This is a genomic window from Kitasatospora sp. NPDC053308 (assembly GCF_055585785.1).
In genome coordinates this window covers 172,844-199,330 of the sequence record NZ_JBVJJY010000008.1, presented here as the reverse complement: position 1 = coordinate 199,330, position 26,487 = coordinate 172,844, and the positions used below count along the sequence as shown (strand labels likewise).

Sequence of the window (26,487 nt, the reverse complement as noted above, 5' to 3'; positions counted from 1 at the left end):
GTCACGGGGTCATTCCGAACCCAGGTGACGCAGGTAGCGAGTGAAGAGGAATCCTTTCTGCTCGATCAATGAGACCAGCCGCATCCGCCGCACGTCAGGCATTTGCGCATCGTGGAGGATGCGCGGCGCGTCGCCGCCGGTGAGCAGCGGGGCCACCGACAGGCACAGCTCGTCCAGCAGGTCCGCGGCGGCGAGCTGCCCGAGCAGGCGCGGGCCGCCCTCGGTGAGCAGCCGCGTCCAGCCCCGTTCGGCCAGCGCCGCGACGGCCGCCCGCAGGTCCACCGAGCCGGTGCCGGCGAGCACCAGGTCGGCCACCTCGGCGACCGCCCGGCGGCGCTCCTCGGAGGCGTCCTCGGTGGTGATCACCACCGTCCTGACCAGCGGTTCGGTGAACAGCGGCGCGGTCAGGTCCAGCTGCAGCGAGCGGGTCACCACCGCGATCACCGGGGCCGGTGCCTGCCCCGCCGCCGTCCGGGCCGCCGCGAACTCCTTGCGGGCCCGGGCCGGCCGGTAGCCCTCCGCGCGCACTGTCTCCGCACCGACCAGCACCACGTCCGCCAGCGCCCGCAGCACCCCGAAGATCCGCTTGTCCGCGTCGCCGGACAGCCCCTCCGACAGCCCGTCGAGCCGCGCCCCGCCGTCCAGGCCGGCGACCATGTTGGCGCGCAGCCACGGGCGGCCCCGATTCACCTGTTCGGGGTAGGCGTACACGGCGGCGAGCGACTCCAGCGCGGCCGGATCGGAGAGCGGCGCACCCAGCGGGCTGATCAACTGTTGCATGCCCTCAGTGTTCCACCGCGGGCCCCGCGCAGGCGGTTCGGAGGGGGTCGGGAGCAGGCGTACCCTCTACTGATGTGCCCGCAGCCTCCCGCCCCGACACCGCGACCGCGTCCATAGCCACCGCGAGCGCGGCCGGCTCCCCGATCGCGCTCACCGACCGCCGTCCCGTCGTGCCCGCCGAGCGGCTGGTCGCCGAGATGGTCCCGCCGCCCCGGTTCGCCGGCGTGAGCTTCGGGTCGTACATCCCGGACCAGAGCCAGCCCAGCCAGTACGAGGCCGTGCAGGTCCTGGAGCAGTTCGCGGCCACCCTCGGGCGAGGAAACGGTTCCGCGCCCAAGCGCGGCTGGTTCCGCCGCTCCGCCCCCGCCCCCACCGGCCCGGCCGGGGTCTACCTCGACGGCGGCTACGGCGTCGGCAAGACCCACCTGCTGGCCTCGCTCTGGCACGCCGCCCCCGGCCCCAAGGCCTTCGGCACCTTCGTCGAGCTGACCAACCTGGTCGGCGCCCTGGGCTTCCAGCAGGCCGTGCAGACCCTCTCCGGGCACACGCTGCTGTGCATCGACGAGTTCGAGCTGGACGACCCGGGCGACACCGTCCTGGTCTCCACCCTGCTCGGCCGCCTCGTCGAGGCCGGCGTCAAGCTGTGCGCCACCTCGAACACGCTGCCGGAGAAGCTCGGCGAGGGCCGCTTCGCCGCCGCCGACTTCCTGCGCGAGATCCAGGGCCTGTCCGCGCACTTCCGGCCGCTGCGGATCGACGGCCAGGACTACCGCCACCGCGGCCTGCCCGACGCCCCGCCGCCGTACACCGACGAGGCCGTCGAGGCCGCCGCCGCCCGCACTCCCGGCGCCTCGCTGGACGACTTCGACGCGCTGCTCGGCCACCTCTCCGCCGTCCACCCCAGCCGCTACGGCGCCCTGCTGGACGACGTCACCGCCGTCTGCCTGCGCGGCGTGCGCCAGGTCGACGACCAGTCCACCGCCCTGCGCCTGGTCGTCCTGGCCGACCGCATGTACGACCGCGAGCTCCCCGTCACCGCCTCCGGTCTCCCCTTCGACCAGGTCTTCCCCGAGGACATGCTCCGCGGCGGCTACCGCAAGAAGTACCTGCGCGCCATCTCCCGCCTCGTCGCCCTCGCCCGGGACAGCGCCAAGTAGGCGCGTGCCTGTAACCCCGGCCCCGGTCTCGCGTTGCTCCTTGCGGAGCAGAGGGGGGCGCATGGCCGGCGGCGGGCCCGGAGCGGGCTACTCGATCGAGATCGAACCCGAGGTGCGCGAGTGGCTGCGGCAGTGCCCGCTCCCCGAGTACCGTGCGGTCGAGCGCGCCGCGGACCGGCTGAGCGAGGACGGCGAACTCCTGCCGTTCCCGCTTTCCAGCCACCTCGGCGGCGGGCTGCGGGAACTGCGGGTCGGCCCCGTGCGGATCACGTACTGGCTCGCACCCGGGCGGAGGGCTGTGCTGCTGACGGTCTTCCGCAAGACTAGGAACCGCGAAACGGACCAGGTCGAGCGGGCACGGCGAGCCCAGAAGGCGTGCGAGGCCGAGCACCGGCCCGCTGCCGACCACGAGGTGTACGACCGGGAGGAGCAGCGGTGAGCGGCTATCACACGCGGTGGGTCGTGCCGCCGGAGCACCGTGAGAGCGAGGAGTACCGGGCGGCCGGGCGGCGGATGGCGTTGGCCGAGGCGGTGTACGCCCGCCGGTCCGCCCTGGGCTGGAGCCCGGCCCACCTCGCGGAGCGGGCCGGGCTGGACGAGGAGACGGTCGAGAGCATCGAGGAGAGCGGGGTCGATCCGACCCTGCCGCTGATCGAGCGGCTCGCCGCCGCTTTCGACTCGGTCGTCCGCATCGACCCCGCCCGCGAGCCGGCCATAAGGTTCGAGGCGCACGCGGCCTGACCGAAGCAGCCCGGCTTGTCGGTGGTGGGTCGTACGGTGGAGTCGTGCGTCCCATCACGAGTATTGAGCGGTCCGTGGCGCCCTTCGAGGTCGTCAGCCCCTACCAGCCGAACGGCGACCAGCCGGCGGCGATCGCCGAGCTGGAGCGGCGGATCAGGGGAGGGGAGAAGGACGTCGTGCTGCTCGGTGCCACCGGCACCGGCAAGTCGGCCACCACGGCCTGGATGATCGAGAAGCTGCAGCGGCCCACCCTGGTGATGGCGCCGAACAAGACGCTGGCCGCGCAGCTGGCGAACGAGTTCCGCGAGCTGCTGCCGAACAACGCGGTCGAGTACTTCGTCTCGTACTACGACTACTACCAGCCGGAGGCGTACGTCCCGCAGACGGACACCTACATCGAGAAGGACTCCTCGATCAACGAGGAGGTCGAGCGGCTGCGGCACTCGGCGACCAACTCGCTGCTCACCCGGCGGGACGTGGTCGTCGTCGCGTCCGTCTCCTGCATCTACGGCCTCGGCACGCCGCAGGAGTACGTGGACCGGATGGTGCCGCTCAAGGTCGGCCAGGAGATCGACCGGGACGTCCTGCTGCGCCGCTTCGTGGACATCCAGTACGCCCGCAACGACGTGGCCTTCAGCCGCGGCACCTTCCGGGTGCGCGGCGACACCATCGAGATCTTCCCGGTGTACGAGGAGCTCGCCGTCCGGATCGAGATGTTCGGTGACGAGATCGAGGCGCTGTACACCCTGCACCCGCTCACCGGCGAGATCATCAGCCAGGACGAGTCCGTCTACGTCTTCCCCGCCTCGCACTACGTGGCCGGCCCCGAGCGCATGGAGCGCGCGATCACCGGCATCGAGCGGGAGCTGGAGGCGACCCTGGCGAAGCTGGAGAAGCAGGGCAAGCTGCTGGAGGCCCAGCGGCTGCGGATGCGCACCACCTACGACATCGAGATGCTGCGCCAGATCGGCACCTGCTCGGGCGTCGAGAACTACTCGATGCACTTCGACGGCCGCGAGCCCGGCTCCCCGCCGAACACGCTGCTGGACTACTTCCCGGAGGACTTCCTCCTGGTGATCGACGAGTCGCACGTGACCGTCCCGCAGATCGGCGCGATGTACGAGGGCGACGCCTCGCGCAAGCGCACGCTGGTCGAGCACGGCTTCCGGCTGCCGTCCGCGATGGACAACCGCCCGCTGAAGTGGGAGGAGTTCCTGGAGCGGATCGGTCAGACGGTGTACCTGTCGGCGACGCCCGGCCCGTACGAGCTGTCGCGCGGCGACGGCCAGGTCGAGCAGATCATCCGCCCGACGGGTCTGATCGATCCCGAGGTGATCGTCAAGCCGACCGAGGGTCAGATCGACGACCTGGTGCACGAGGTCCGCAAGCGGGTGGAGCGGGACGAGCGCGTCCTGGTCACCACGCTGACCAAGAAGATGGCCGAGGACCTCACCGACTACATGCTCGGCCTGGACATCCGGGTCCGGTACCTGCACAGCGACGTGGACACCCTGCGCCGGGTGGAGCTGCTGCGCGAGCTGCGGGCCGGCAAGTACGACGTGCTGGTCGGCATCAACCTGCTGCGCGAGGGCCTGGACCTGCCCGAGGTGTCGCTGGTGGCGATCCTGGACGCGGACAAGGAGGGCTTCCTGCGCTCCGGCACCTCGCTGATCCAGACGATCGGCCGCGCGGCCCGAAACGTCTCCGGCCAGGTCCACATGTACGCGGACAAGATCACTCCGGCGATGGAGAAGGCCATCGACGAGACCAACCGCCGCCGGGCCGTGCAGCAGGCGTACAACAAGGAGCACGGGATCGACCCGCAGCCGCTGCGGAAGAAGATCGGCGACATCCTGGACACCCTCGCCCGGGAGGACGTGGACACCGACGAACTGCTGGCCACCGGCTACCGCGGCCAGGGCAAGGGCAAGGCCCCGGTGCCGTCGCTGGGCGCCGAGCGCAAGCCCGCCAAGTCGCTGCCGGCCGCGGAGCTGGCGGACCTCATCCAGGAGATGACCGACCGGATGCACACGGCCGCCGCCGACCTGCAGTTCGAGGTCGCGGCCCGGCTGCGCGACGAGGTCAAGGAGCTGAAGAAGGAGCTGCGGCAGATGCGTGAGGCGGGCGTGGCGTAACCGGCGCCGCCCGGGCGTGGCCGGAACGGCACCGGTCAAGCCCGGCGGTGTCTCAGCCTTGCCACAAACGGGGAAACCCTGGGGAGGTCGGGGTGCCGCAGGCCCTAGGCTGGCCTGCGGCATCGCGCCCACGGGAAGGGCGCGGGCCGTACGCAGAGGGGGCCTCAGCCGGGGGACGGCGACGGGGTGTTCCACCGGGTAGCCGGGCGGCGGGCAGCGCCGCGTGGCCGGCAGAGAGGACAACGTCGTGTCGGTGAACCTTGCCAAGGGGCAGCGGGTCAGTCTCCAGAAGGGCCCGGGCAGCTCCCTGACCGTGGTCCGGATGGGCCTCGGCTGGCAGGCCGCCCCCAAGCGGGGCCTGTTCGGCAGTCGCACCAGGACGATCGACCTGGACGCCTCGGCACTGCTGTACGCCGAGAGGACCCCGTCCGACGTGGTGTTCTTCCAGCACCTGGAGAGCAACGACGGCTCCGTCCGGCACACCGGGGACAACCTGGAGGGCGGTTCGGGGCACGAGGACGACGAGGCGATCCTGGTCGACCTGCTGCACGTGCCGGCGCACATCACCCAGGTGGTGTTCACGGTCAGCTCGTACACCGGGCAGACCTTCGCCGAGGTGCAGCGGGCGCACTGCCGGCTGGTGGACGAGACCACCGGACTGGAGCTGGCCCGCTACGAGCTGGCGGGCGGTGGCTCGCACACCGGCCAGATCATGGCCAAGGTGGTCCGGGACGGCGACGGCGGCTGGGAGATGCAGGCGATCGGCGCCCCGGCGAAGGGGCGGACCTTCCAGGACCTGCTGCCGGCGATCGAGCCCTACCTCTGAGGCCCGCACCCTGACGGGTCTTTACCTTCTTTACCTTCCTTTGCCTGTCCTGTTACTCTCGATGGCAGCGGAGGGGAGTATTCCTCGACAGCCGACCCCGTCATCACGGGTGCCCGTCGCGGCACCCCGGGGCGCTGGTCCGACGTGCCTGTGCCCGTCGGGCGGAAGAGACCTCCGGCAGTGACGATGACTGTCTCGCCTAGCTGCCGGAGGAGCAGTAATGGACGTTTCCGTGACCATGTGGGCCACCACGATCGGCGTGCTGATCGCACTGATCGTGGCGGACTTCTTCATCGGCGGGCGCAAGCCGCACGAGGTCTCGCTCAAGGAGGCCGGGATCTGGACGGGCGTCTGGGTCGTGCTGGCGCTGCTCTTCGGCGGGTTCCTGTGGTGGCACTCCGGCGGGCAGCCGGCGGGTGAGTTCTTCGCCGGCTACATCACCGAGAAGTCGCTCAGCGTCGACAACCTCTTCGTCTTCATCCTGATCATGGGCAAGTTCGCGGTGCCGAGGATCTACCAGCAGCGCGTGCTGATGTTCGGCGTGATCATCGCGCTGGTGCTCCGGGCGGTCTTCATCGCCGGCGGCGCGGCGCTGGTAACCCAGTTCTCCTGGGTGTTCTTCCTCTTCGGCGCCTTCCTGATCTGGACCGCCTGGAAGCTGATCAAGGAGGCCCGGGAGGACGGGGAGGACGAGGAGTTCGAGGAGAACCGCGTGCTCAAGTCGATCACCCGGCGCTTCCCGGCCACCGAGGACTACCGCGGCACCAAGCTCCTGGTCCGGGAGCACGGCCGCCGGCTGATCACCCCGATGCTGATCGTCATGCTGGCCATCGGCACCACGGACGTGCTGTTCGCCCTGGACTCGATCCCGGCCATCTTCGGCCTCACCCAGGACCCGTACATCGTGTTCACCGCCAACGCCTTCGCCCTGATGGGCCTGCGCCAGCTGTACTTCCTGATCGGCGGCCTGCTGAAGAAGCTGGTCCACCTCTCGTACGGCCTGTCGGTGATCCTCGGGTTCATCGGCGTGAAGCTGGTGCTGCACGCCGCGCACGAGGCGGGCGCGACCTGGGCCCCGGAGATCGGCATCCCGTTCTCGCTCGGCTTCATCGTCCTGGTGCTGGCCGTCACCACGTTCACCAGCCTGCGGGCCTCGAAGAAGGCCGCCGAGGCCGAGCACGAGACCGAGATGCTCGACGCCTGACGCCTGACGCCTGACGCCTGACGCCTGGCGCCCGGCAGCGCCGCACCACGAGGCCCCCGCGACCGGATCCGGTCGCGGGGGCCTCGTGGTGACGCGGGGGCGCGGGGCCGGCTACCAGCCGCGCTCGCGCCACTCGTCGAGGTGGGGGCGCTCGGCGCCGAGGGTGGTGTCGTTGCCGTGGCCGGGGTAGATCCAGGCCTCGTCGGGGAGGACGTCGAAGATCTTCTCGTTGACGTCCCGGAAGAGGCTCTTGAAGGCCTCCGGGTCGCCCCAGGTGTTGCCGACGCCGCCGGGGAAGAGGCAGTCGCCGGTGAAGACGTGCGGGTGGCCCTGCGGGTCGTCGTAGACGAGCACGATCGCGCCGGGGGTGTGGCCGACCAGGTGGCGGACGGTGAGCTCGACGTCGCCGACCCGCAGCCGGTCGCCGTCCGCGAGCCGCAGCTCGGTGGGGACGTCGATGCCCTCGGCGTCGTGCTCGCCGGCGGCGGTGCGGGCGCCGGTGGTGGCGACCACCTCGGCCAGCGCGCCCCAGTGGTCGTGGTGCCGGTGGGTGGTGACCACGGTCTCCAGCTCGTCGCCGACGGTCTCCAGCAGCACCGGGGCGTCCGCGGCGGCGTCGATCAGCAGCTGTTCGTCGGTCGCCCGGCAGCGCAGCAGGTAGGCGTTGTTGTCGTACGGGCCGACGGCCACCTTGGTGATGATCAGGTGGGCCAGCTCCCGCACGTCCGGCGGCCCACCGACCTTGACCGCTCCGTGGTACGTCATCCGTCCGCTCCTCGTCGTCGTGGTCCTGGGATCATCCTCGCGCCGTCAGCCCATCGGGGGAAGCTGGGGGAGCGCGGTGTCGGGGGTGCGGCGCAGGCCGGTGCCGGCGGAGCGGCCGGAGAGCCAGGCGGTCAGCGCGCGGACGGGGCCCTCGACGGCCAGGGCGGGCTCGCCGGTGCCGATCGCGGCCCGGTCGCCGGTGTCCTCGGCGACCAGCCGGACGGCGGGGAGGTCGGCATGGGCCAGGCCCTCGGCGAGCGTGCCGAACTGGGCGACGGCGAAGTCCTGCGGCCAGTCGCGCGGGGCGTAGCCGGCCGCCAGGTCGACGTGGTGGTACTCCAGCTCCAGCAGGCGCTTGTGCGGGATGTCGAAGGCCGGGAAGAGGTAGCCGGTGCGGTGCCGGATCTCGGCCGTCCAGGCCTCGTCGGGCAGCTTGGCGGCGGCCGCGGCGAAGCGCTCGTGCGAGGCGCGCAGGTCGGCGAGGTGGACCTCCAGCGGGCGGGGTGCGTCCCGCTCGATGTCGGCGTCGCGGGCCTCGTTGCTGGCGTACTGGGGGATGTCGGTGCCGGTGCGGGCGCCGTTCAGCAGGTTGACCAGGGAGTCGGCGTTGCGGGCGAGGTGGGCCAGCACGTGGCCGCGGGTCCAGCCGGGGAGCGCGGAGGGCTCGGCGACGTCCGCGGGCTTCAGCTCGGCGGCGGTCTGCAGGAGGCGCTGGGTGCTCTCCTCGACCTGAACCAGCCAGGAGGCGGCGGACGCGGCGGCGGACTGCGGGTCGGTCATCGGAACTGCCTTCTGTCGGGAGACGGGGCGTTGCCCGCGGGGGCTCCGCTCGTTGACCAGTCGACGCTACCGCCGGATCCGGGCCCTGAGCAGGCGGTTTTTCGGTACGCGCACGGTACGGGTACGGACCGTCCCGACCCCGGCCTCACTCGTTCGGGTGGTCTCCGCTGGACAGAGTCGAGATTCGAACGTCTGAGCTATAGGCTGGCTGCCGCATCCTGGAAGAAGTACCGAATCTCACCGCAAGCCATCTCGCCCCGGAGAAAGGCGCCAGAAGCAGTGGCCGACCGCCTCATCGTCCGCGGTGCTCGCGAGCACAACCTCAAGAACGTCTCGCTCGACCTGCCCCGCGACTCCCTCATCGTCTTCACGGGCCTCTCCGGCTCCGGCAAGTCCTCGCTCGCCTTCGACACGATCTTCGCCGAGGGCCAGCGCCGCTACGTCGAGTCGCTGTCCTCCTACGCCCGTCAGTTCCTCGGGCAGATGGACAAGCCCGACGTGGACTTCATCGAGGGCCTCTCCCCGGCCGTCTCGATCGACCAGAAGTCCACCAACCGCAACCCCCGTTCGACCGTCGGCACGATCACCGAGGTCTACGACTACCTGCGCCTGCTGTTCGCCCGGATCGGCAAGCCGCACTGCCCGCACTGCGGCCGCCCGATCGCCAAGCAGTCCCCGCAGGCGATCGTGGACAAGGTGCTGGAGCTCACCGAGGGCACCCGCTTCCAGGTGCTCAGCCCGGTGGTGCGCGAGCGCAAGGGCGAGTTCGTCGACCTGTTCGCCGACCTCCAGTCCAAGGGCTACTCCCGCGCCCGGGTGGACGGCACGACGATCCAGCTCGCCGAGCCGCCGAAGCTCAAGAAGCAGGAGAAGCACACCGTCGAGGTGGTCGTCGACCGCCTGACCGTCAAGGAGAGCGCCAAGCGGCGGCTCACCGACTCGGTGGAGACGGCCCTGCGGCTGTCCGGCGGCATGGTCGTGCTCGACTTCGTCGACCTCCCCGAGGACGACCCGGAGCGCGAGCGGATGTACTCCGAGCACCTCTACTGCCCGTACGACGACGTGTCCTTCGAGGAGCTGGAGCCGCGCTCGTTCTCCTTCAACTCGCCGTTCGGCGCCTGCCCGGACTGCTCCGGCCTGGGCAACCGGATGGAGGTCGACCCGGAGCTGGTCGTGCCGGACCCGGAGCGCTCGCTGGACGAGGGCGCGATCCACCCGTGGTCGGCCGGGCACGCCAAGGAGTACTTCCAGCGCCTGATCGACGCGCTCGCCGAGGAGCTCGGCTTCCGCACCGACATCCCCTGGGCCGGGCTGCCGGCCCGCGCCAAGAAGGCGCTGCTGTACGGCCACAAGCACCAGGTGCAGGTCCGCTACCGCAACCGCTTCGGCCGCGAGCGCTCGTACAGCACCGGCTTCGAGGGCGCCGTCCCGTTCATCCAGCGCCGGCACACCGAGGCGGAGAGCGACAGCAGCCGCGAGCGCTTCGAGGGCTACATGCGCGAGGTGCCCTGCCCGACGTGCCAGGGCACCCGGCTCAAGCCGGTGGTGCTCGCGGTCACCGTCGAGGGCAGGTCGATCGCCGAGGTCTCCTCGATGTCGATCAGCGACTGCTCCGAGTTCCTGGGCGCGATGAGGCTCAACGCCCGGGACAAGCAGATCGCCGAGCGGGTCCTCAAGGAGGTCAACGAGCGGCTGCGCTTCCTGGTCGACGTCGGCCTGGACTACCTCTCGCTCGACCGCGCGGCCGGCACCCTGTCCGGCGGCGAGGCCCAGCGCATCCGGCTGGCCACCCAGATCGGCTCCGGCCTGGTCGGCGTGCTGTACGTGCTGGACGAGCCGTCCATCGGCCTGCACCAGCGGGACAACCACCGGCTGATCGAGACGCTGGTGCGGCTGCGCGACATCGGCAACACCCTGATCGTGGTCGAGCACGACGAGGACACCATCAAGACGGCGGACTGGGTGGTCGACATCGGCCCGGGCGCCGGCGAGCACGGCGGCAAGGTGGTGCACTCCGGTTCGCTGAAGCAGCTGCTCGGCAACAAGGAGTCGCTGACCGGCCAGTACCTCTCCGGCAAGCGGTCCATCCCGATCCCGGCCTCCCGCCGCGAGCGGGACAAGAAGCGCCAGCTGACCGTCCACGGCGCCCGCGAGCACAACCTCAAGGACGTCACGGTCGGCTTCCCGCTCGGCACCTTCACCGCGATCACCGGTGTCTCCGGCTCCGGCAAGTCGACGCTGGTCAACGACATCCTCTACACCCACCTCGCCCGGGAGCTGAACGGCGCCCGCAGCGTGCCCGGCCGGCACACCCGGATCACCGGCACCGACCAGGTGGACAAGGTGGTGCACGTCGACCAGTCGCCGATCGGCCGCACGCCGCGCTCCAACCCGGCCACCTACACCGGCGTGTTCGACCACGTCCGCCGGCTCTTCGCGGAGACGCAGGAGGCCAAGGTCCGCGGCTACCTGCCCGGCCGGTTCTCGTTCAACGTCAAGGGCGGCCGCTGCGAGAACTGCTCGGGTGACGGCACCATCAAGATCGAGATGAACTTCCTGCCGGACGTCTACGTGCCGTGCGAGGTCTGCCACGGCGCCCGGTACAACCGGGAGACGCTGGAGGTGCACTACAAGGGCAAGTCCATCGCCGAGGTGCTGGACATGCCGATCGAGGAGGCGCTGGCCTTCTTCGAGGCCGTCCCGGCGATCGCCCGGCACCTGAAGACGCTCAACGACGTCGGCCTCGGCTACGTCCGGCTCGGCCAGTCCGCGCCGACGCTCTCCGGCGGCGAGGCGCAGCGCGTCAAGCTCGCCTCGGAGCTGCAGAAGCGCTCCACCGGGCGGACGGTCTACGTGCTGGACGAGCCGACCACCGGTCTGCACTTCGAGGACATCAGCAAGCTGATCAAGGTGCTCAGCGGGCTGGTGGACAAGGGCAACACGGTGATCGTCATCGAGCACAACCTCGATGTGATCAAGACCGCCGACTGGATCGTCGACATGGGCCCCGAGGGCGGCTCCGGCGGCGGCACGGTGGTCGCCGAGGGCACCCCCGAGCAGATCGCCGCCGTCCCGGAGAGCCACACCGGCAAGTTCCTGCGGGACATCCTGCCGAGCGGCTTCGCGGACGCCCCGGCCGCCGCGCCGGCGAAGAAGGCGGCACCGCGCAAGCGCGCCGCCGCGGCGAAGAAGTAGGCGAGGAAGCACCCCGCCCGCCCCGCCACTCCCGGGACCGCCGAACAGCGGGACTCCCGGGAGCGGCGGGGCGCGCGCGGCATAGACTTCCGTGGTCCCTCGCAGCAGCAGCACACCCCAGGAGCGCACCGATGTCCGAGGCCCCCGAGACCAGCCCCTCCGCCTCCCGCCGCACCCTGCTCTGCGGGGCCGCGGCCGTCCTGGCGGCCGGCGGTGCCGTGGCCGTCACCGGCTGCAGCAGCTCCTCCTCCTCGGGCTCCTCCGGCAGCACCGCCAAGGGCCCGGTGGACCTCGGCCCGGCCTCGGCCGTGCCGGAGGGCGGCGGCAAGGTCTTCCGCGACCAGAAGATCGTGGTCACCCAGCCGACCGCCGACCAGTACAAGGCCTTCAGCGCCAAGTGCACCCACGCCGGCTGCATCGTGGACCAGGTGAAGAACCAGCAGATCCAGTGCCCCTGCCACGGCAGCCGGTTCGGCATCGCCGACGGCGCCGTGCAGGACGGCCCGGCCCCCTCCCCGCTGCCCGCCTACACCGTCACGGTCGACGGCGGAAACCTCAAGGTGACCCCGAGCTGAAGCCGTTGACCAACGCCGAGTCGATCTCCCGTCCGCACCCCCGCCCCCTGTCGGTACGGTGGACCCATGGCTGACCCGAGCACCTACCGCCCGGCGCCCGGCGCGATCCCGATCTCCCCGGGCGTCTACAAGTTCCGTGACGCCCACGGCCGGGTCATCTACGTCGGCAAGGCCAAGAGCCTGCGGCCGCGCCTGTCGTCCTACTTCCAGGACCTCGCCGGGCTGCACCCGCGCACCGCGACCATGGTCACCACCGCCGCCTCGGTGGAGTGGACCGTGGTCGCCACCGAGGTCGAGGCGCTCCAGCTGGAGTACTCCTGGATCAAGGAGTACGACCCGCGGTTCAACGTCAAGTACCGGGACGACAAGAGCTATCCGGAACTCGCCGTCACCCTCAACGAGGAGTACCCGCGGGTCCAGGTGATGCGGGGGGCGCACAAGAAGGGCGTGCGCTACTTCGGCCCGTACGGGCACGCCTGGGCGATCCGCGAGACGGTCGACCTGCTGCTGCGCGTCTTCCCCGTGCGCACCTGCTCCAACGGCGTCTTCAAGCGCGCCCGGCAGGTCGGCCGGCCCTGCCTGCTCGGCTACATCGGCAAGTGCGCCGCGCCCTGCGTCGGCAAGGTCTCGGCGGACGAACACCGGGAGCTGGCCGAGGACTTCTGCGACTTCATGGCCGGACGCACCGGCAACTACCTGCGCCGGCTGGAAGACCAGATGCAGGAGGCCGCGGCCGAGCTGGAGTACGAGAAGGCGGCCCGGCTGCGCGACGACATCGGCGCCCTCAAGCGCGCGATGGAGAAGAACGCCATCGTGCTCGCGGACGCCACCGACGCCGACCTGCTGGCCGTCGCCGAGGACGAACTCGAAGCCGCCGTGCAGATCTTCCACGTCCGCGGCGGCCGGGTGCGCGGCCAGCGCGGCTGGGTCACCGACAAGGTCGAGGACGTCGACACCGCCGGCCTGGTCGAGCACGCCCTCCAACAGCTCTACGGCGGCGGCGAGTCCGTCCCGCGCGAGGTGCTCGTCCCCGCCCTGCCCGACCCGGTCGAGCCGGTGCGGGAGTGGCTGGGCGGCCTGCGCGGCAGCCAGGTCGACCTGCGCGTGCCGCAGCGCGGCGACAAGAAGGACCTGATGGCCACCGTGCAGCGCAACGCCCTGCAGGCGCTCGCGCTGCACAAGACCAAGCGCGCCTCCGACCTCACCACCCGCAGCCGCGCCCTGCAGGAGATCGCCGACGCGCTGGAGCTGGACTCCGTCCCGCTGCGCATCGAGTGCTACGACATCTCCCACCTCCAGGGCGAGGACGTGGTCGCCTCCATGGTCGTCTTCGAGGACGGCCTGGCCCGCAAGAGCGAGTACCGGCGCTTCCAGATCAAGGGCTTCGAGGGCCAGGACGACGTCCGCTCGATGCACGAGGTGATCAGCCGGCGCTTCCGCCGCTACCTCCAGGAGCGCGAGCAGACCGGCGAGTGGGCCGTCCCCGAGGCCGAGGACGACCAGCCCGAGGACGGCGCGCGCCCGGCCGACGGCCCGCGCACCGAGGACGGCCGCCCCAAGCGCTTCGCCTACCCGCCCCAGCTGCTGGTGGTCGACGGCGGTGCGCCCCAGGTCGCCGCCGCCAAGCGCGCCCTGGACGAACTCGGCATCGACGACGTCGCGCTGTGCGGCCTGGCCAAGCGGCTGGAGGAGGTCTGGCTGCCCGGCGAGGACGACCCGGTGGTGCTGCCCCGCTCCAGCGAGGGCCTCTACCTGCTCCAGCGCGTGCGCGACGAGGCGCACCGCTTCGCGATCGGCTACCAGCGCGCCAAGCGTTCCAAGCGACTCACCGCCGGAGAACTGGACTCCGTCCCGGGGCTCGGCGAGACTCGCCGCCAGGCGCTGCTCAAGCACTTCGGCTCGCTGAAGAAGCTCCGGGCCGCCACCGTGGACGAGCTCTGCGCGGTACCCGGCATCGGACGCCGCACCGCGGAGACTGTTGCGGCGGCGTTGTCGTCCCGTACACCCGCCGGACCCGCGGTCAACACCGCGACCGGCGAGATCATCGAGGACGGGACCGAGCCGGTGGCAGCAGCACCCCAGACCGCACCATCCCAGGAGACGCCATGACGGCCGACGCCGCCCGTCAGCCGGTGTGCCCCGGCCCCGCCCGCCTGCCCGGGCCGGGGAAGGGCGGCCGGGCCGCGCGCGTTCTCCCCAGTAGAAAGACCGAGAGCGGGGAACCGAAGTGACCGTGTCAGACGTGGCCGAGAACGCGCCGGAGCTGGTGATCATCTCCGGCATGTCCGGAGCCGGCCGCTCCACCGCCGCCAAGTGCCTGGAGGACCTGGGCTGGTTCGTGGTGGACAACCTGCCGCCGGCCCTCATCCCGACCATGGTCGACCTGGGCGCCCGCTCCCAGGGCAACGTCGCCCGGATCGGCGTGGTCGTGGACGTCCGCGGCCGCCAGTTCTTCGACGACCTGCTCACCTCGCTCGACGAGCTGGAGAAGCGCGGCGTCCGCCTCCGGGTGGTCTTCCTGGACTCCTCCGACGAGGCGCTGGTGCGCCGCTTCGAGAACGTGCGCCGCCCGCACCCGCTGCAGGGCGACGGCCGGATCGTCGACGGCATCGCCCAGGAACGCGACCTGCTGCGCGACCTGCGCGGCGAGGCCGACCTGGTGATCGACACCTCCAACCTCAACGTGCACCAGCTGCGCGCCAAGCTGGACGCCCAGTTCGCCGACCACGACGAGCCCGAGCTGCGCGCCACCGTGATGTCCTTCGGCTTCAAGTACGGCCTGCCGGTCGACGCCGACCTCGTCGTGGACTGCCGCTTCCTGCCCAACCCGCACTGGGTGCCCGAGCTGCGGGCCCGCACCGGCACCGACGCGGACGTCGCCGACTACGTGTTCCAGCAGCCCGGCGCCAACGAGTTCCTGGACGGCTACACCGAGCTCCTCCGGATCGTGACCGAGGGCTACCGGCGCGAGGGGAAGCGTTACATGACGCTTGCCGTAGGCTGCACCGGTGGCAAGCACCGTAGCGTCGCCATGTCCGAGCGTCTGACCAAGCGTCTCATCGCCAACGGAGTCGAGACGGTGCTCGTCCACCGTGACATGGGACGGGAGTAACCGCCGCCTGCGCAGCCGGGCCCGCCGGCGGAGCCGGTGGCGGGGCCGAGGAACGCGAGGTGATGTGTGGCGGGATACGTGCCCGGGCGGCAACCGCAGAGCAGGACCGGTGACCGGGCCGGAAGCCCGGCCCGGCCCCCGGCGCCCAGCCGTCCGCGCAGCAGTCCCGCCCGGGCCAACCCGGCCCCCCGGATCACCGCGCTCGGCGGCGGCCAGGGCCTGTCCGCCTCGCTGTCCGCGCTGCGCCGGCTCACCAGCGACCTCACCGCCGTGGTCACCGTCGCCGACGACGGCGGCTCCAGCGGACGGCTGCGCAGCGAACTCGGCGTGCTGCCCCCGGGCGACCTGCGCAAGGCGCTGGCCGCGCTGTGCGGGGACGACGACTGGGGCCGCACCTGGTCCGAGGTGATCCAGCAGCGCTTCACCGGCAACGGCGAGCTCGGCGGCCACGCCGTCGGCAACCTGCTGATCGTCGCGCTCTGGGAGAAGCTGGGCGACCCGGTGGAGGCCCTGGACTGGGTCGGCCGGCTGCTCAACGTCCAGGGCCGGGTGCTGCCGATGTCGGCGGTGCCGCTGGACATCGAGGCGACCGTCCGCGGCCACGACCCGGCCCGCCCCGGCGAGGTGTCGGCGGTCCGCGGCCAGGCGAACGTCGCGGCGACCCCCGGCACCGTGCAGTCGATCCGGCTGCTGCCGGACGAGCCGCCGGCCGTCCCGGAGGCGGTCACCGCCGTCCGGGAGGCGGACTGGGTGGTCCTCGGCCCCGGCTCCTGGTTCACCAGCGTGCTGCCGCACCTGCTGGTGCCCGAGCTGGCCAAGGCGCTCACCGAGACCCGCGCCCGCCGGCTGCTCACCCTGAACCTGGCCCCCCAGCCCGGCGAGACCGAGGGCTTCACCCCGCAGCGTCACCTGGAGGTCATCGCCGACCACGCTCCGGAGCTCGCGGTGGATGCGATCCTGGTGGACGAGCGCGCCGTCACCGGCGGCGCCTTCGGCCAGGCCGACCTCGCGGGTCTGGAGAAGGCCGCCGAGCGGATGGGCGCCGCACTGGTGCTCGGTTCGGTGGCCCGCACCGACGGCACGCCGCGACACGACCCCGAGCTGTTGGCGGCAGCGTACGACCGGATTTTCCGGACACATGGAAGGATCGGGCCATGGCGATGACTCCAGCGGTGAAGGACGAGATCAGCCGGCTCCCGGTCACCCGGGCCTGCTGCCGCAAGGCGGAGGTGTCGGCGATCCTGCGGTTCGCGGGCGGACTGCACATCGTGAGCGGCCGCATCGTGATCGAGGCGGAGCTGGACACCGGAGCGGCGGCACGGCGGCTGCGCAAGGACCTGCTGGAGATCTTCGGGCACTCCTCCGACCTCGTCGTGATGGCCCCCGGCGGCCTGCGCCGCGGCAGCCGCTTCGTCGTCCGGGTGGTCAAGGACGGCGAGCTGCTCGCGCGCCAGACCGGCCTCGTCGACGGTCGGGGCCGCCCGATCCGGGGCCTGCCCCCGGCGGTCGTCTCCGGTGCCACCTGCGACGCCGAGGCGGCCTGGCGCGGGGCCTTCCTGGCGCACGGCTCGCTCACCGAGCCGGGCCGCTCCTCCTCGCTGGAGATCACCTGCCCCGGCTCCGAGGCGGCGCTGGCCCTGGTCGGCGCGGCCCGCCGGCTCGGCATCCCGGCCAAGGCCCGCGAGGTCCGCGGGGTGGACCGGGTGGTCATCCGTGACGGCGACGCGATCGGCGCGCTGCTGACCCGCCTCGGCGCGCACGAGTCGGTGCTCGCCTGGGAGGAGCGCCGGATGCGCCGCGAGGTGCGGGCCACCGCCAACCGGCTCGCCAACTTCGACGACGCCAACCTGCGCCGCTCGGCCCGCGCCGCGGTGGCGGCCGGCGCCCGGGTCGCCCGCGCGCTGGAGATCCTCGGCGAGGAGGTCCCCGAGCACCTGGCCGCGGCCGGCCAGCTGCGGATGCAGCACAAGCAGGCCTCGCTGGAGGAGCTGGGCGCGCTCGCCGACCCGCCGCTGACCAAGGACGCGGTGGCCGGCCGGATCCGCCGGCTGCTCGCGATGGCCGACAAGCGCGCCTCCGAGCTCGGCCTGCCGAGCACCGAGGCCAGCCTGACCGACGAGATGGCGATGAACTGACGCCGCCGCCCGTGACCGCCAGACGGCCGGCGCCCGGCTCCCCGGGCGCCGGCCGTCGGCGTTCCCGGACGACGTCCGAAGGCGCCGGCGGAGCCGAATTGGTAGAGACCACTGGCCTCGGGGCCAACTGCCTGCCGAACCAGGGGCGGACGGCTGGAAACGGGGTTTCGGGCACGCCACGCCATGTCTCACGAGGTGGCGCGATGTGCCCCGAAAGGCCCCGGAGGGGTAGGGTCATAGGCGGTCGGGGACTTCCCAAATCTCACCCCCGTCGGGCTCCGGCCCGGCGTACCTAACGAGGAGATCGGTTCGTGACGATCCGGGTAGGCATCAACGGCTTCGGCCGCATCGGCCGCAACTTCTTCCGCGCGGTCAAGGCTCAGGGCGCGGACATCGAGATCGTCGGTGTCAACGACCTCACCGACACGAAGACCCTGGCTCACCTGCTCAAGTACGACACCACCCTGGGCACCTTCCCGGGCGAGGTCTCGCACACCGAGGACAGCATCACCGTCGACGGCCACACCTTCAAGGTGACCGCCGAGCGTGACCCGGCCAACCTCCCGTGGGCCGCCCTGGGCGCCGACATCGTCGTCGAGTCCACCGGCATCTTCACCAAGGCCGAGGCTGCGAAGAAGCACCTCACCGCCGGTGCGAAGAAGGTCATCATCTCGGCGCCCGCCACCGACGAGGACGTCACCATCGTCCTGGGTGTCAACGACGAGAAGTACGACGCCGCCAACCACCACGTCATCTCCAACGCCTCCTGCACCACCAACTGCGTGGCGCCGATGGCGAAGGTGCTGAACGAGGCCTTCGGCATCGTCAAGGGTCTGATGACCACCGTCCACGCGTTCACCAACGACCAGGTCACCCTGGACTTCCCGCACAAGGACCTGCGCCGTGCTCGTGCGGCGAGCCAGAACATCATCCCGACCTCGACGGGCGCCGCCAAGGCGACCGCGCTGGTCCTGCCCGAGCTGAAGGGCAAGCTGGACGGCACCTCGCTGCGCGTCCCCGTCCCGACCGGCTCCATCACGGACCTGGTCGTCACCCTGGAGCGCGAGGTCACCAAGGACGAGGTCAACGCGGCCTTCCAGAAGGCCGCGCAGGAGGGCCCGCTCAAGGGCATCCTGGCCTACACCGAGGACCCGATCGTCTCCTCGGACATCGTCAACGACCCGGCCTCGTGCATCTTCGACAGCCAGCTCACCATGGTCCAGGGCAACCAGGTCAAGGTGCTCGGCTGGTACGACAACGAGTGGGGCTACTCGAACCGCGTCGTCGACCTGGTCACCCTCGTCGGTGGACAGCTCTGACCTTGCGGGAGCTGACGTGATGTAGGGGCGAGGGCCCGGACGGCGCACCTGCCGACCGGGCCCTCGCTCCGCGCTCAAGGACTTCTCAGGCGGCCCCTGCGCCGTGCCGCCTCTGCGCATCGACCATCTCCCCAGGAGTAACCGAATCCCCGTGAAGACCATCGAAGAGCTCATCGAAACCGGTGTCGAGGGCAAGCGCGTGTTCGTGCGCGCCGACCTGAACGTGCCGCTGGACGGCGAGACGATCACCGACGACGGCCGGATCCGCGCCGTCGCCCCGACCATCGCCAAGCTGGCCGCGGCCGGCGCGAAGGTCGTCGTCGCCTCCCACCTCGGCCGCCCCAAGGGCGAGCCGGACCCGAAGTTCTCGCTCGCCCCGGCGGCCAAGCGGCTCGGGGAGATCCTCGGCAAGGACGTCGCCTTCGCCACCGACACCGTCGGTGACAGCGCCCGGGCCGCCGTCGCCGCGCTGGCGAACGGCGAGGTCGCGCTGCTGGAGAACCTGCGCTTCAACGCGGGCGAGACCAGCAAGGACGACGCCGAGCGCAAGGCCTTCGCCGAGCAGCTCGCCGAGCTGGCCGACCTGTACGTCGGTGACGGCTTCGGTGCCGTGCACCGCAAGCACGCCTCGGTCTACGACCTGCCCGGCCTGCTGCCGCACGCCGCCGGCGACCTGATCGCCACCGAGGTCGGCGTCCTGAAGAAGCTCACCGACGAGGTCCGGCGCCCGTACGTGGTGGTGCTCGGCGGCGCCAAGGTCTCCGACAAGCTCGGTGTGATCGACAACCTGCTGAAGAAGGCCGACCGGATCCTGATCGGCGGCGGCATGGCGTACACCTTCCTCAAGGCCAAGGGCCACGAGGTCGGCATCTCGCTGCTGCAGGCCGACCAGATCCCGGTCTGTCTGGAGTACCTGGCCGAGGCCGAGAAGCGGGGTGTCGAGTTCGTCCTGCCGGTCGACGTCCTGGTCTCCGCCGAGTTCCCGGACCTCAAGGGCAAGACCCCGGCGACCTATGAGGTCGTCGCCGCGGACGCGATCCCGGCCGACAAGGAGGGCCTGGACATCGGCCCCAAGACCCGCGAGCTGTACGCGGCCAAGCTGGCCGACGCCGGCACGGTGTTCTGGAACGGCCCGATGGGCGTCTTCGAGCACCCGGACTACGCGAACGGCACCAAGGCCGTCGCGCAGGGGCTGCTGGACAGCGACGCGTTCACCGTGGTCGGCGGCGGCGACTCCGCCGCGGCCGTCCGCATCCTGGGCTTCGACGAGAACGCCTTTGGACACATCTCGACCGGCGGTGGCGCGAGCCTCGAGTACCTGGAGGGCAAGACCCTTCCCGGACTCGCCGCCCTGGAAGGCTGACAGCATGACCGACCGTCTCCCGCTCATGGCGGGCAACTGGAAGATGAACCTCAACCACCTTGAGGCCATCCAGCACACCCAGAAGCTGGCCTTCGCGCTGGCCGACAAGGACTACGAGGCCGTCGAGGTCGCCGTCCTGGTGCCGTTCACCGACCTGCGCTCGGTGCAGACCCTGGTCTTCGGCGACAAGCTGAAGATCAAGTACGGCGCGCAGGACATCTCGCAGCACGACGGCGGCGCCTACACCGGCGAGGTCTCCGGCCCGATGCTGGCCAAGCTCCAGTGCACCTACGCGGTGATCGGCCACTCGGAGCGCCGCCAGTACCACGGCGAGAACGAGGAGATCGTCAACGCCAAGGTGAAGGCCGCCTACCGGGCCGGGATCACCCCGATCCTGTGCATCGGCGAGCCGCTGGAGATCCGCAAGGCCGGCACCCACGTCGAGTACACCCTGGCCCAGCTGGACGGCGCCCTCGCGGACGTCCCGGCCGACCAGGCCGAGACCATCGTGGTCGCCTACGAGCCGGTCTGGGCGATCGGCACCGGCGAGGTGGCGACCCCGGAGGACGCGCAGGAGGTCTGCGCCGCGATCCGCGCCCGCCTCGCCGAGCTGTACAGCCCCGAGCTGGCAGACAAGGTCCGCGTGCTGTACGGCGGTTCGGTCAAGTCGTCGAGCGCGGCCGGCCTGATGGCCAAGCCCGACATCGACGGCGGCCTGATCGGCGGTGCCTCGCTGGACGCCGAGGAGTTCGTCAAGATCGTGCGCTACCGTGAGCAGGCAGTAGGCTAACGCCGCTGCAGCAACGTAGGCTTTGGGGCCGGACCGCCGTACGCGGCCCGGCCCCTTCGCCGAAGATACGAGAGAGTTGGTCCCGTCGTGGTTCTCGGGTTCTCGATTGCCCTGATCATCTTCAGTCTGCTGATGATCCTGCTGGTGCTGCTGCACAAGGGGAAGGGCGGCGGCCTGTCCGACATGTTCGGCGGTGGCGCGATGTCCACCGGCGGTGGTTCGGCGGTGGCCGAGCGCAACCTGGACCGCATCACCATCGTGGTCGGCCTGGGCTGGTTCGCGTGCATCATCGTGCTCAGCCTGCTGCTGAAGTACAAGAGCTGACACAAGCCTGACGCCCCGTCGCCCGAGCGCCTATCCTGGGACGGTCGGGGCGGAGGCGATGGTGGCGGATGCTTAACTCCTGCTTACACTAGGACGACTTTCGCCACCGACGCGCACCGCGGCGGGTCGGCGCACCAGTACGCAGGGAGTCAGACCGTGGCAAGTGGCAATGCCATCCGTGGCAGCAGGGTTGGGGCCGGCCCGATGGGCGAGGCGGAGCGCGGCGAGTCCGCCCCCCGCAACCGGATCTCCTTCTGGTGCGCCAACAAGCACGAGACCCGGCCCAGCTTCGCCGCCGACGCGGCGATCCCGGACACCTGGGACTGCCCGCGCTGCGGCTTCCCGGCCGGCCAGGACCAGCACAACCCGCCGGCCCCCTCGCGCAACGAGCCGTACAAGACCCACCTCGCGTACGTCCGCGAGCGGCGCACCGACGCCGACGGCGAGGCGATCCTCGCCGAGGCACTGGCGAAGCTCCGCGGGGAGATCTGAGGGATTCCGAGCGCCGGAGAAGCGACGAGACACGAGAAGGGGCGCCACCGTCACGACGGTGGCGCCCCTTCCGCGCGTGCCCGTTACGCCGAGGCCGGCGGGTAGAGCTGCGGGGGGATCCGCTCCGCGGCGGCGCGGTCCAGCAGCCACAGGGTGCGGCTGCGGCCGTACGCGCCGGAGGCGGGCGCCTGGAGCTCGCCGGGGCCGGACAGGGCCAGCGCGACCGCGCCCGCCTTGTCCTCGCCGGCGGCCAGCAGCCAGACCTCGCGGGCGGCCCGGATGGCCGGGAGGGTGAGCGAGATCCGGGTCGGCGGGGGCTTGGGGGCCCCGCGCACGCCGACCACGGTCCGCTCGGTCTCCCGCACGCCCGGGTGCTCGGGGAAGAGCGAGGCGACGTGGGTGTCCGGGCCGACGCCGAGCAGCAGCACGTCGAAGGCGGGGACGCCGATCCGGTCGCCCGGGCCGGCCGCCTTCGCCAGCGACTCGGCGTAGCGGGCCGCGGCGGCCTCCACGTCCGAGCCGTCCACCCCGTCCGAGGCGGGCATCTCGTGCACCCGCGCCGGGTCGAGCGGAACGGCGTCCAGCAGCTCCGCGCGGGCCTGGACGGCGTTGCGGTCCGGGTCGGCGGCCGGCACGAAGCGCTCGTCGCCCCACCAGAGGTCCAGCCGGCCCCAGTCGACCGCGTCGCGCGCCGGGGAGGCGGCGATCGCGGCCAGCAGGGCGTTGCCGTTGCGGCCGCCGGTGAGCACCACCGAGGCGGTGCCGCGGGCGGCCTGGGCGTCCACGATCCGGGTGATCAGCCGGGCCGCGGCCGCCTGGGCCATCAGCTCCTTGTCCCGGTGGACGACCAGCTGCGGGGTCGCGTTGGTCATGCGCCGTCCTTGGAGGTGCGCTTGCCGGCCGCCTTCTTGGCGGGCTTCTTCTCCGAGGCGTCGGCGGTGACCCGCTCCGGGTTGGCCACGGCCGCCTCGGCGACCGCCGTGGCGACCTCCTGCGCGACCCGCTCGGCCTCCGCGGTCTCCACGTTGCTCGGCTCGTGCAGCCGCTCGACGGGCGTGCGCACGGCCGTCGCGTAGATGTCGTCCGGGTCCAGGCGGCGCAGCTCCTCGGCGATCAGCTCCGAGGTCTCGCGTCGCTTGAGCGCCACCTGGCGGTCCGGCGAGCCGGGCATGGAGAGCGTGCCCATCAGGCCGTCCGGGCGGTCCAGGGTGACGTCCCCGTCCTTGGTGCGCAGGTGCACCGCGGTGATGCCGGGGCCGCCGGTGACGACCCGCTCGACCGGCACGTGCAGCCGGTTGGTCAGCCACAGGCCGAGCAGCTCGACGCTGGGGTTGTAGGACTCGCCCTCGACCACCGCGGAGACGATGGTGGACGGCCGCTGGTCCAGCGCGGCGGCCAGCATCGAGCGCCAGCCGGTGATCCGGGTCCAGGCCAGGTCGGTGTCGCCCGGGGTGTAGCTCTGCGCCCGCTGGGCGAGCTGGCCGACCGGGGACTCGGCGGTGACGGCGTCGGTGATCCGGCGCTGGGCGAGCGAGCCCAGCGGGTCCTGCGCCGGGTGCAGCGGCGCGTTGTCCGGCCACCAGACGACGACCGGGGCGTCCGGCAGCAGCAGCGGCAGCACGACCGACTGGGCGTGCGCGGCGAGCTCGCCGTGCATGCGCAGGATGACCGTTTCTCCGGAGCCGGCGTCGGTGCCGACCAGGACCTCGGCGTCCAGCCGGGTCTCGGCGCGGGCCCGCGGTGAGCGCCCGGCGCGCTTGATCACCGCGAGGGTGCGCATCGGGTGCTCGCGGGAGGCTTCGTTGGCGGCCTTGAGGGCGTCGTAGGCGCTGCCCTCGTCGGTCACGATCACCAGGGTGAGCACCATGCCGGCGGCGGTGGAGCCGCTGGCCCGGCGCGCCTCCATCAGCGCGGCGTTGATCTTGCTGGACGTCGTGTTGGTGAGGTCGATCTTCATGGCCGGCGCCAGCTCCTGCCGTCTCGTGCGAGCATCTCGTCCGCCTCGACGGGGCCCCAGGTCCCCGCCGCGTACTGGGCGGGCTTGCCGTGGGTGTCCCAGTACTTCTCGATCGGGTCGAGGATCTGCCAGGAGAGCTCGACCTCCTGGTGGCGCGGGAACAGGTTGGCGTCGCCGAGCAGCACGTCGAGGATGAGCCGCTCGTACGCCTCCGGGCTGGACTCGGTGAAGGACTCGCCGTAGGCGAAGTCCATCGTGACGTCCCGGACCTCGAAGGAGGTGCCCGGCACCTTGGAGCCGAACCGCACCGTCACGCCCTCGTCCGGCTGGACCCGGATGACCAGGGCGTTCTGCCCCAGCTCCTCGGTCGCGTAGGAGTCGAACGGCAGGTACGGCGCGCGCTGGAAGACGACCGCGATCTCGGTGACCCGGCGGCCCAGGCGCTTGCCGGTGCGCAGGTAGAACGGGACGCCCGCCCAGCGGCGGTTGTTGATCTCCAGCTTGATGGCGGCGTAGGTGTCGGTCTTGGAGTCCGGGTCGATGCCGTCCTCGTCCAGGTAGCCGACGACCTCCTCGCCGCCCTGCCAGCCGGCGGCGTACTGGCCGCGCACGGTGTGCCGCCCGAGGTCCGCCGGCAGCTTGACGGCGCTGAGCACCTTGAGCTTCTCCGCGACCAGCGCCTTCGGGTGGAAGGACGCCGGCTCCTCGATGGCGGTGAGCGCCATCAGCTGGAGCAGGTGGTTCTGGATCACGTCACGGGCCGAGCCGATGCCGTCGTAGTAGCCGGCCCGGCCGCCGATGCCGATGTCCTCGGCCATGGTGATCTGCACGTGGTCGACGTACGAGCGGTTCCAGATCGGCTCGAACATCTGGTTGGCGAAGCGCAGCGCCAGGATGTTCTGGACCGTCTCCTTGCCCAGGTAGTGGTCGATCCGGAAGACCTCGTCACGCGGGAAGACCTCGTGGACGACCTTGTTGAGCTCCTGCGCGCTCTCCAGGTCGTGGCCGAAGGGCTTCTCGATGACCGCGCGTCGCCAGGAGCCCTGCGGCGGGTCGGCCAGGCCGTGCTTCTTGAGCTGCTGGACGACCGTCGGGAAGAACTTCGGCGGCACGGACAGGTAGAAGGCGAAGTTGCCGCCGGTGCCCTGGGCCTTGTCCAGCTCCTCGATGGTCTCGCGCAGCTTGTCGAAGGCCTCGTCGTCGTCGAAGGTGCCGTGGACGAAGCGCATGCCCTTGGCGAGCTGCTGCCAGACCTCCTCCCGGAACGGGGTCCGGGCGTGCTCCTTGACCGCGTCGTGGACCTCCTGGGCGAAGTCCTCGTTGTCCCACTCGCGGCGGGCGAAGCCGACGAGGGAGAAGCCCGGCGGAAGCAGACCGCGGTTGGCCAGGTCGTAGATGGCCGGCATCAGCTTCTTGCGGGACAGGTCGCCGGTGACCCCGAAGATGACCAGACCGGACGGCCCCGCGATGCGCGGGAGCCGTCGGTCGGAGGGGTCACGAAGCGGGTTGACAGGGGTGGGCGGGAGATCGTCCGCGTCCGATTCCGACGTCAACTCGGGGAAATCAGTGCTCACTTGATGGGCTCCGCTTTCGTGCGCTGGCTGTGAGCAGGGGTCACTTCTCGTCGGCGAAGGAGGCGAGCGAGGCGGTGACGGTGTCGAGCAGCTCGTTCCAGGACTGCTCGAACTTCTCGACGCCCTCGTCCTCCAGGACCTGGACGACGTCGTCGTAGTCCACGCCGGCGGCGGCGATGGCGTCCAGGACGGCCCGGGCGTCGGCGTAGTTGGGGACGATGGTGTTGCCGGTGACCACGCCGTGGTCGCCGGTGGCGTCCAGGGTGGCCTCGGGCATGGTGTTGACGGTGCCGGGGGCGACCAGCTCGGTGACGTACAGGGTGTCCGGCAGGGCCGGGTCCTTGACGCCGGTGGAGGCCCACAGCGGGCGCTGCGGCTTGGCGCCGGCGGCCTCCAGGGCGAGCCAACGGGCGTTCCCGGCGGTCTTGCCGTCGACGCTGCCGAAGACCTCCTCGTACGCCTGGTAGGCGAGGCGGGCGTTGGCCAGGGCGGCCTTGGAGCGCAGGTTCTTGGCGTCGCCGCCGATCTTGTCCAGGCGCTTGTCGATCTCGGTGTCCACGCGGGAGACGAAGAAGGAGGCGACGGACTCGATCTGGGAGAGGTCCAGGCCCTTGGCCTTGGCGGTCTCCAGGCCGGTCAGGTAGGCGTCGATGACGGCCTTGTAGCGCTCCAGCGAGAAGATCAGCGTGACGTTGACGCTGATGCCCTTGCCGATGACCTCGCTGATGGCGGGCAGGCCGGCCTTGGTGGCGGGGATCTTGATGAAGACGTTCGGGCGGTCGACCAGCCACCACAGCTGCTTGGCCTCGGCCACGGTGGCGGCGGTCTCGTGCGCCAGGCGCGGGTCGACCTCGATGGAGACCCGGCCGTCGCGGCCGTTGGAGGCGTCGTAGACCGGGCGCAGCACGTCGGCGGCGTCGCGCACGTCGGAGGTGGTGATCATGCGGATCGCCTCCTCGGTGGTCACCTTGCGGACGGCGAGGTCGCGCAGCTGGCCGTCGTAGGAGTCGTCGCCGCTGCCGGCGATCGCCTTCTGGAAGATGGTCGGGTTGGTGGTGACGCCCACCACGTGCTTGTTCTGCACCAGCTCGGCCAGGTTGCCGGAGTTCAGCCGCTTGCGGCTGAGGTCGTCCAGCCAGATCGCCACGCCTTCGTCGCTGAGGCGCTTCAGTGCGTCAGTCATGCTGCTCAGTCCCTTGCTCTTCTGCTTCGTGGGGTAGTCAGAGGAGGCCGCGTACCCGCGTGCGGGCGAGTACGCGGCCC

General features: G+C 71.4%; 24 protein-coding genes. 17 read left to right on the top strand and 7 right to left on the bottom strand.

The genetic code is table 11. From position 1 onward, the window contains the following. Positions 1-9 precede the first annotated feature (9 nt). On the bottom strand, positions 10-780 hold the full coding sequence (locus ACZ6Y7_RS20330) for a pyrimidine reductase family protein (protein ID WP_465759286.1): 771 nt from the start codon (positions 778-780) through the stop codon (positions 10-12). Between the two features lie 113 nt (positions 781-893). Here ACZ6Y7_RS20330 and zapE point away from each other — a divergent pair, with 113 nt between their 5' ends. From zapE to ACZ6Y7_RS20300, 6 genes are all read left to right on the top strand, one after another. Continuing rightward, the gene (gene zapE, locus ACZ6Y7_RS20325; RefSeq protein WP_465759396.1) at positions 894-1,937 is read left to right on the top strand and encodes a cell division protein ZapE; all 1,044 of its coding nucleotides are present in this window, start codon (positions 894-896) and stop codon (positions 1,935-1,937) included. A 61-nt stretch (positions 1,938-1,998) separates the two neighbouring features. Beyond that, positions 1,999-2,376 (top strand): type II toxin-antitoxin system RelE/ParE family toxin, encoded by a 378-nt coding sequence (locus ACZ6Y7_RS20320; protein ID WP_465759285.1) that lies wholly within the window; start codon positions 1,999-2,001, stop codon positions 2,374-2,376. Beyond that, a complete protein-coding gene (locus tag ACZ6Y7_RS20315) occupies positions 2,373-2,678 on the top strand; it encodes a helix-turn-helix domain-containing protein (RefSeq protein WP_465759284.1) in 306 nt (101 codons plus the stop codon). Before ACZ6Y7_RS20320 ends, ACZ6Y7_RS20315 begins: the two co-directional genes overlap by 4 nt. A gap of 44 nt (positions 2,679-2,722) precedes the next feature. Then, positions 2,723-4,813 carry an excinuclease ABC subunit UvrB gene (uvrB, locus tag ACZ6Y7_RS20310; RefSeq protein ID WP_465759283.1) on the top strand — a complete coding sequence of 697 codons (2,091 nt, stop codon included), beginning with the start codon at positions 2,723-2,725 and terminating at the stop codon, positions 4,811-4,813. A gap of 247 nt (positions 4,814-5,060) precedes the next feature. Further along, complete coding sequence (locus ACZ6Y7_RS20305; RefSeq protein ID WP_465759282.1) at positions 5,061-5,639, top strand: TerD family protein; 579 nt, start codon at positions 5,061-5,063, stop codon at positions 5,637-5,639. 220 nt (positions 5,640-5,859) lie between these two features. Beyond that, positions 5,860-6,843, top strand: coding sequence for a TerC family protein (locus ACZ6Y7_RS20300; protein ID WP_465759281.1), 984 nt, complete (start codon positions 5,860-5,862; stop codon positions 6,841-6,843). A 111-nt stretch (positions 6,844-6,954) separates the two neighbouring features. Here ACZ6Y7_RS20300 and ACZ6Y7_RS20295 read toward each other — a convergent pair whose 3' ends face one another. Together ACZ6Y7_RS20295 and ACZ6Y7_RS20290 are read right to left on the bottom strand one after the other, a co-directional pair. Next, positions 6,955-7,608 (bottom strand): MBL fold metallo-hydrolase, encoded by a 654-nt coding sequence (locus ACZ6Y7_RS20295; protein ID WP_465759280.1) that lies wholly within the window; start codon positions 7,606-7,608, stop codon positions 6,955-6,957. Positions 7,609-7,653: 45 nt separating this feature from the next. Continuing rightward, complete coding sequence (locus ACZ6Y7_RS20290; RefSeq protein ID WP_465759279.1) at positions 7,654-8,388, bottom strand: maleylpyruvate isomerase family mycothiol-dependent enzyme; 735 nt, start codon at positions 8,386-8,388, stop codon at positions 7,654-7,656. Positions 8,389-8,667: 279 nt separating this feature from the next. Between ACZ6Y7_RS20290 and uvrA the strand changes: the two genes are divergently transcribed. The 11 genes from uvrA to ACZ6Y7_RS20235 all read left to right on the top strand — a co-directional run bounded on the left by uvrA (position 8,668) and on the right by ACZ6Y7_RS20235 (position 21,693). Further along, the gene (gene uvrA, locus ACZ6Y7_RS20285; protein WP_465759278.1) at positions 8,668-11,583 is read left to right on the top strand and encodes an excinuclease ABC subunit UvrA; all 2,916 of its coding nucleotides are present in this window, start codon (positions 8,668-8,670) and stop codon (positions 11,581-11,583) included. Between the two features lie 131 nt (positions 11,584-11,714). Next, positions 11,715-12,158, top strand: coding sequence for a Rieske (2Fe-2S) protein (locus ACZ6Y7_RS20280; RefSeq protein ID WP_465759277.1), 444 nt, complete (start codon positions 11,715-11,717; stop codon positions 12,156-12,158). Between the two features lie 66 nt (positions 12,159-12,224). Further along, positions 12,225-14,267: an excinuclease ABC subunit UvrC gene (gene uvrC / locus ACZ6Y7_RS20275; protein ID WP_465759276.1), complete on the top strand. Its 2,043-nt coding sequence runs from the start codon at positions 12,225-12,227 to the stop codon at positions 14,265-14,267. A gap of 118 nt (positions 14,268-14,385) precedes the next feature. Beyond that, the gene (gene rapZ, locus ACZ6Y7_RS20270; protein ID WP_402218546.1) at positions 14,386-15,270 is read left to right on the top strand and encodes an RNase adapter RapZ; all 885 of its coding nucleotides are present in this window, start codon (positions 14,386-14,388) and stop codon (positions 15,268-15,270) included. A gap of 66 nt (positions 15,271-15,336) precedes the next feature. Next, a complete protein-coding gene (locus ACZ6Y7_RS20265) occupies positions 15,337-16,434 on the top strand; it encodes a gluconeogenesis factor YvcK family protein (protein WP_465759275.1) in 1,098 nt (365 codons plus the stop codon). Continuing rightward, entirely contained in the window at positions 16,425-17,405 is a 981-nt protein-coding gene (gene whiA / locus ACZ6Y7_RS20260; RefSeq protein WP_350521392.1) for a DNA-binding protein WhiA, read from the top strand. The genes ACZ6Y7_RS20265 and whiA overlap by 10 nt, the downstream gene beginning before the upstream one ends. Positions 17,406-17,716: 311 nt before the next feature. After that, entirely contained in the window at positions 17,717-18,724 is a 1,008-nt protein-coding gene (gap, locus tag ACZ6Y7_RS20255) for a type I glyceraldehyde-3-phosphate dehydrogenase (RefSeq protein WP_465759274.1), read from the top strand. Between the two features lie 151 nt (positions 18,725-18,875). Continuing rightward, on the top strand, positions 18,876-20,087 hold the full coding sequence (locus ACZ6Y7_RS20250; protein WP_465759273.1) for a phosphoglycerate kinase: 1,212 nt from the start codon (positions 18,876-18,878) through the stop codon (positions 20,085-20,087). Between the two features lie 4 nt (positions 20,088-20,091). Continuing rightward, entirely contained in the window at positions 20,092-20,877 is a 786-nt protein-coding gene (tpiA, locus tag ACZ6Y7_RS20245; RefSeq protein WP_465759272.1) for a triose-phosphate isomerase, read from the top strand. Between the two features lie 87 nt (positions 20,878-20,964). Then, positions 20,965-21,201 (top strand): preprotein translocase subunit SecG, encoded by a 237-nt coding sequence (gene secG / locus ACZ6Y7_RS20240; protein WP_449801706.1) that lies wholly within the window; start codon positions 20,965-20,967, stop codon positions 21,199-21,201. Positions 21,202-21,405: 204 nt separating this feature from the next. Further along, on the top strand, positions 21,406-21,693 hold the full coding sequence (locus tag ACZ6Y7_RS20235) for an RNA polymerase-binding protein RbpA (RefSeq protein WP_402218850.1): 288 nt from the start codon (positions 21,406-21,408) through the stop codon (positions 21,691-21,693). An 83-nt stretch (positions 21,694-21,776) separates the two neighbouring features. Here ACZ6Y7_RS20235 and pgl read toward each other — a convergent pair whose 3' ends face one another. The 4 genes from pgl to tal all read right to left on the bottom strand — a co-directional run bounded on the left by pgl (position 21,777) and on the right by tal (position 26,407). Further along, the gene (pgl, locus tag ACZ6Y7_RS20230; RefSeq protein WP_465759271.1) at positions 21,777-22,565 is read right to left on the bottom strand and encodes a 6-phosphogluconolactonase; all 789 of its coding nucleotides are present in this window, start codon (positions 22,563-22,565) and stop codon (positions 21,777-21,779) included. Then, positions 22,562-23,650, bottom strand: a complete 1,089-nt coding sequence (gene opcA / locus ACZ6Y7_RS20225) for a glucose-6-phosphate dehydrogenase assembly protein OpcA (RefSeq protein WP_465759270.1) — start codon at positions 23,648-23,650, stop codon at positions 22,562-22,564. The genes pgl and opcA overlap by 4 nt, the downstream gene beginning before the upstream one ends. Beyond that, positions 23,647-25,203 carry a glucose-6-phosphate dehydrogenase gene (gene zwf, locus ACZ6Y7_RS20220; RefSeq protein ID WP_465759395.1) on the bottom strand — a complete coding sequence of 519 codons (1,557 nt, stop codon included), beginning with the start codon at positions 25,201-25,203 and terminating at the stop codon, positions 23,647-23,649. Before zwf ends, opcA begins: the two co-directional genes overlap by 4 nt. A gap of 61 nt (positions 25,204-25,264) precedes the next feature. Beyond that, the gene (tal, locus tag ACZ6Y7_RS20215) at positions 25,265-26,407 is read right to left on the bottom strand and encodes a transaldolase (RefSeq protein WP_465759269.1); all 1,143 of its coding nucleotides are present in this window, start codon (positions 26,405-26,407) and stop codon (positions 25,265-25,267) included. Positions 26,408-26,487: the final 80 nt, after the last annotated feature.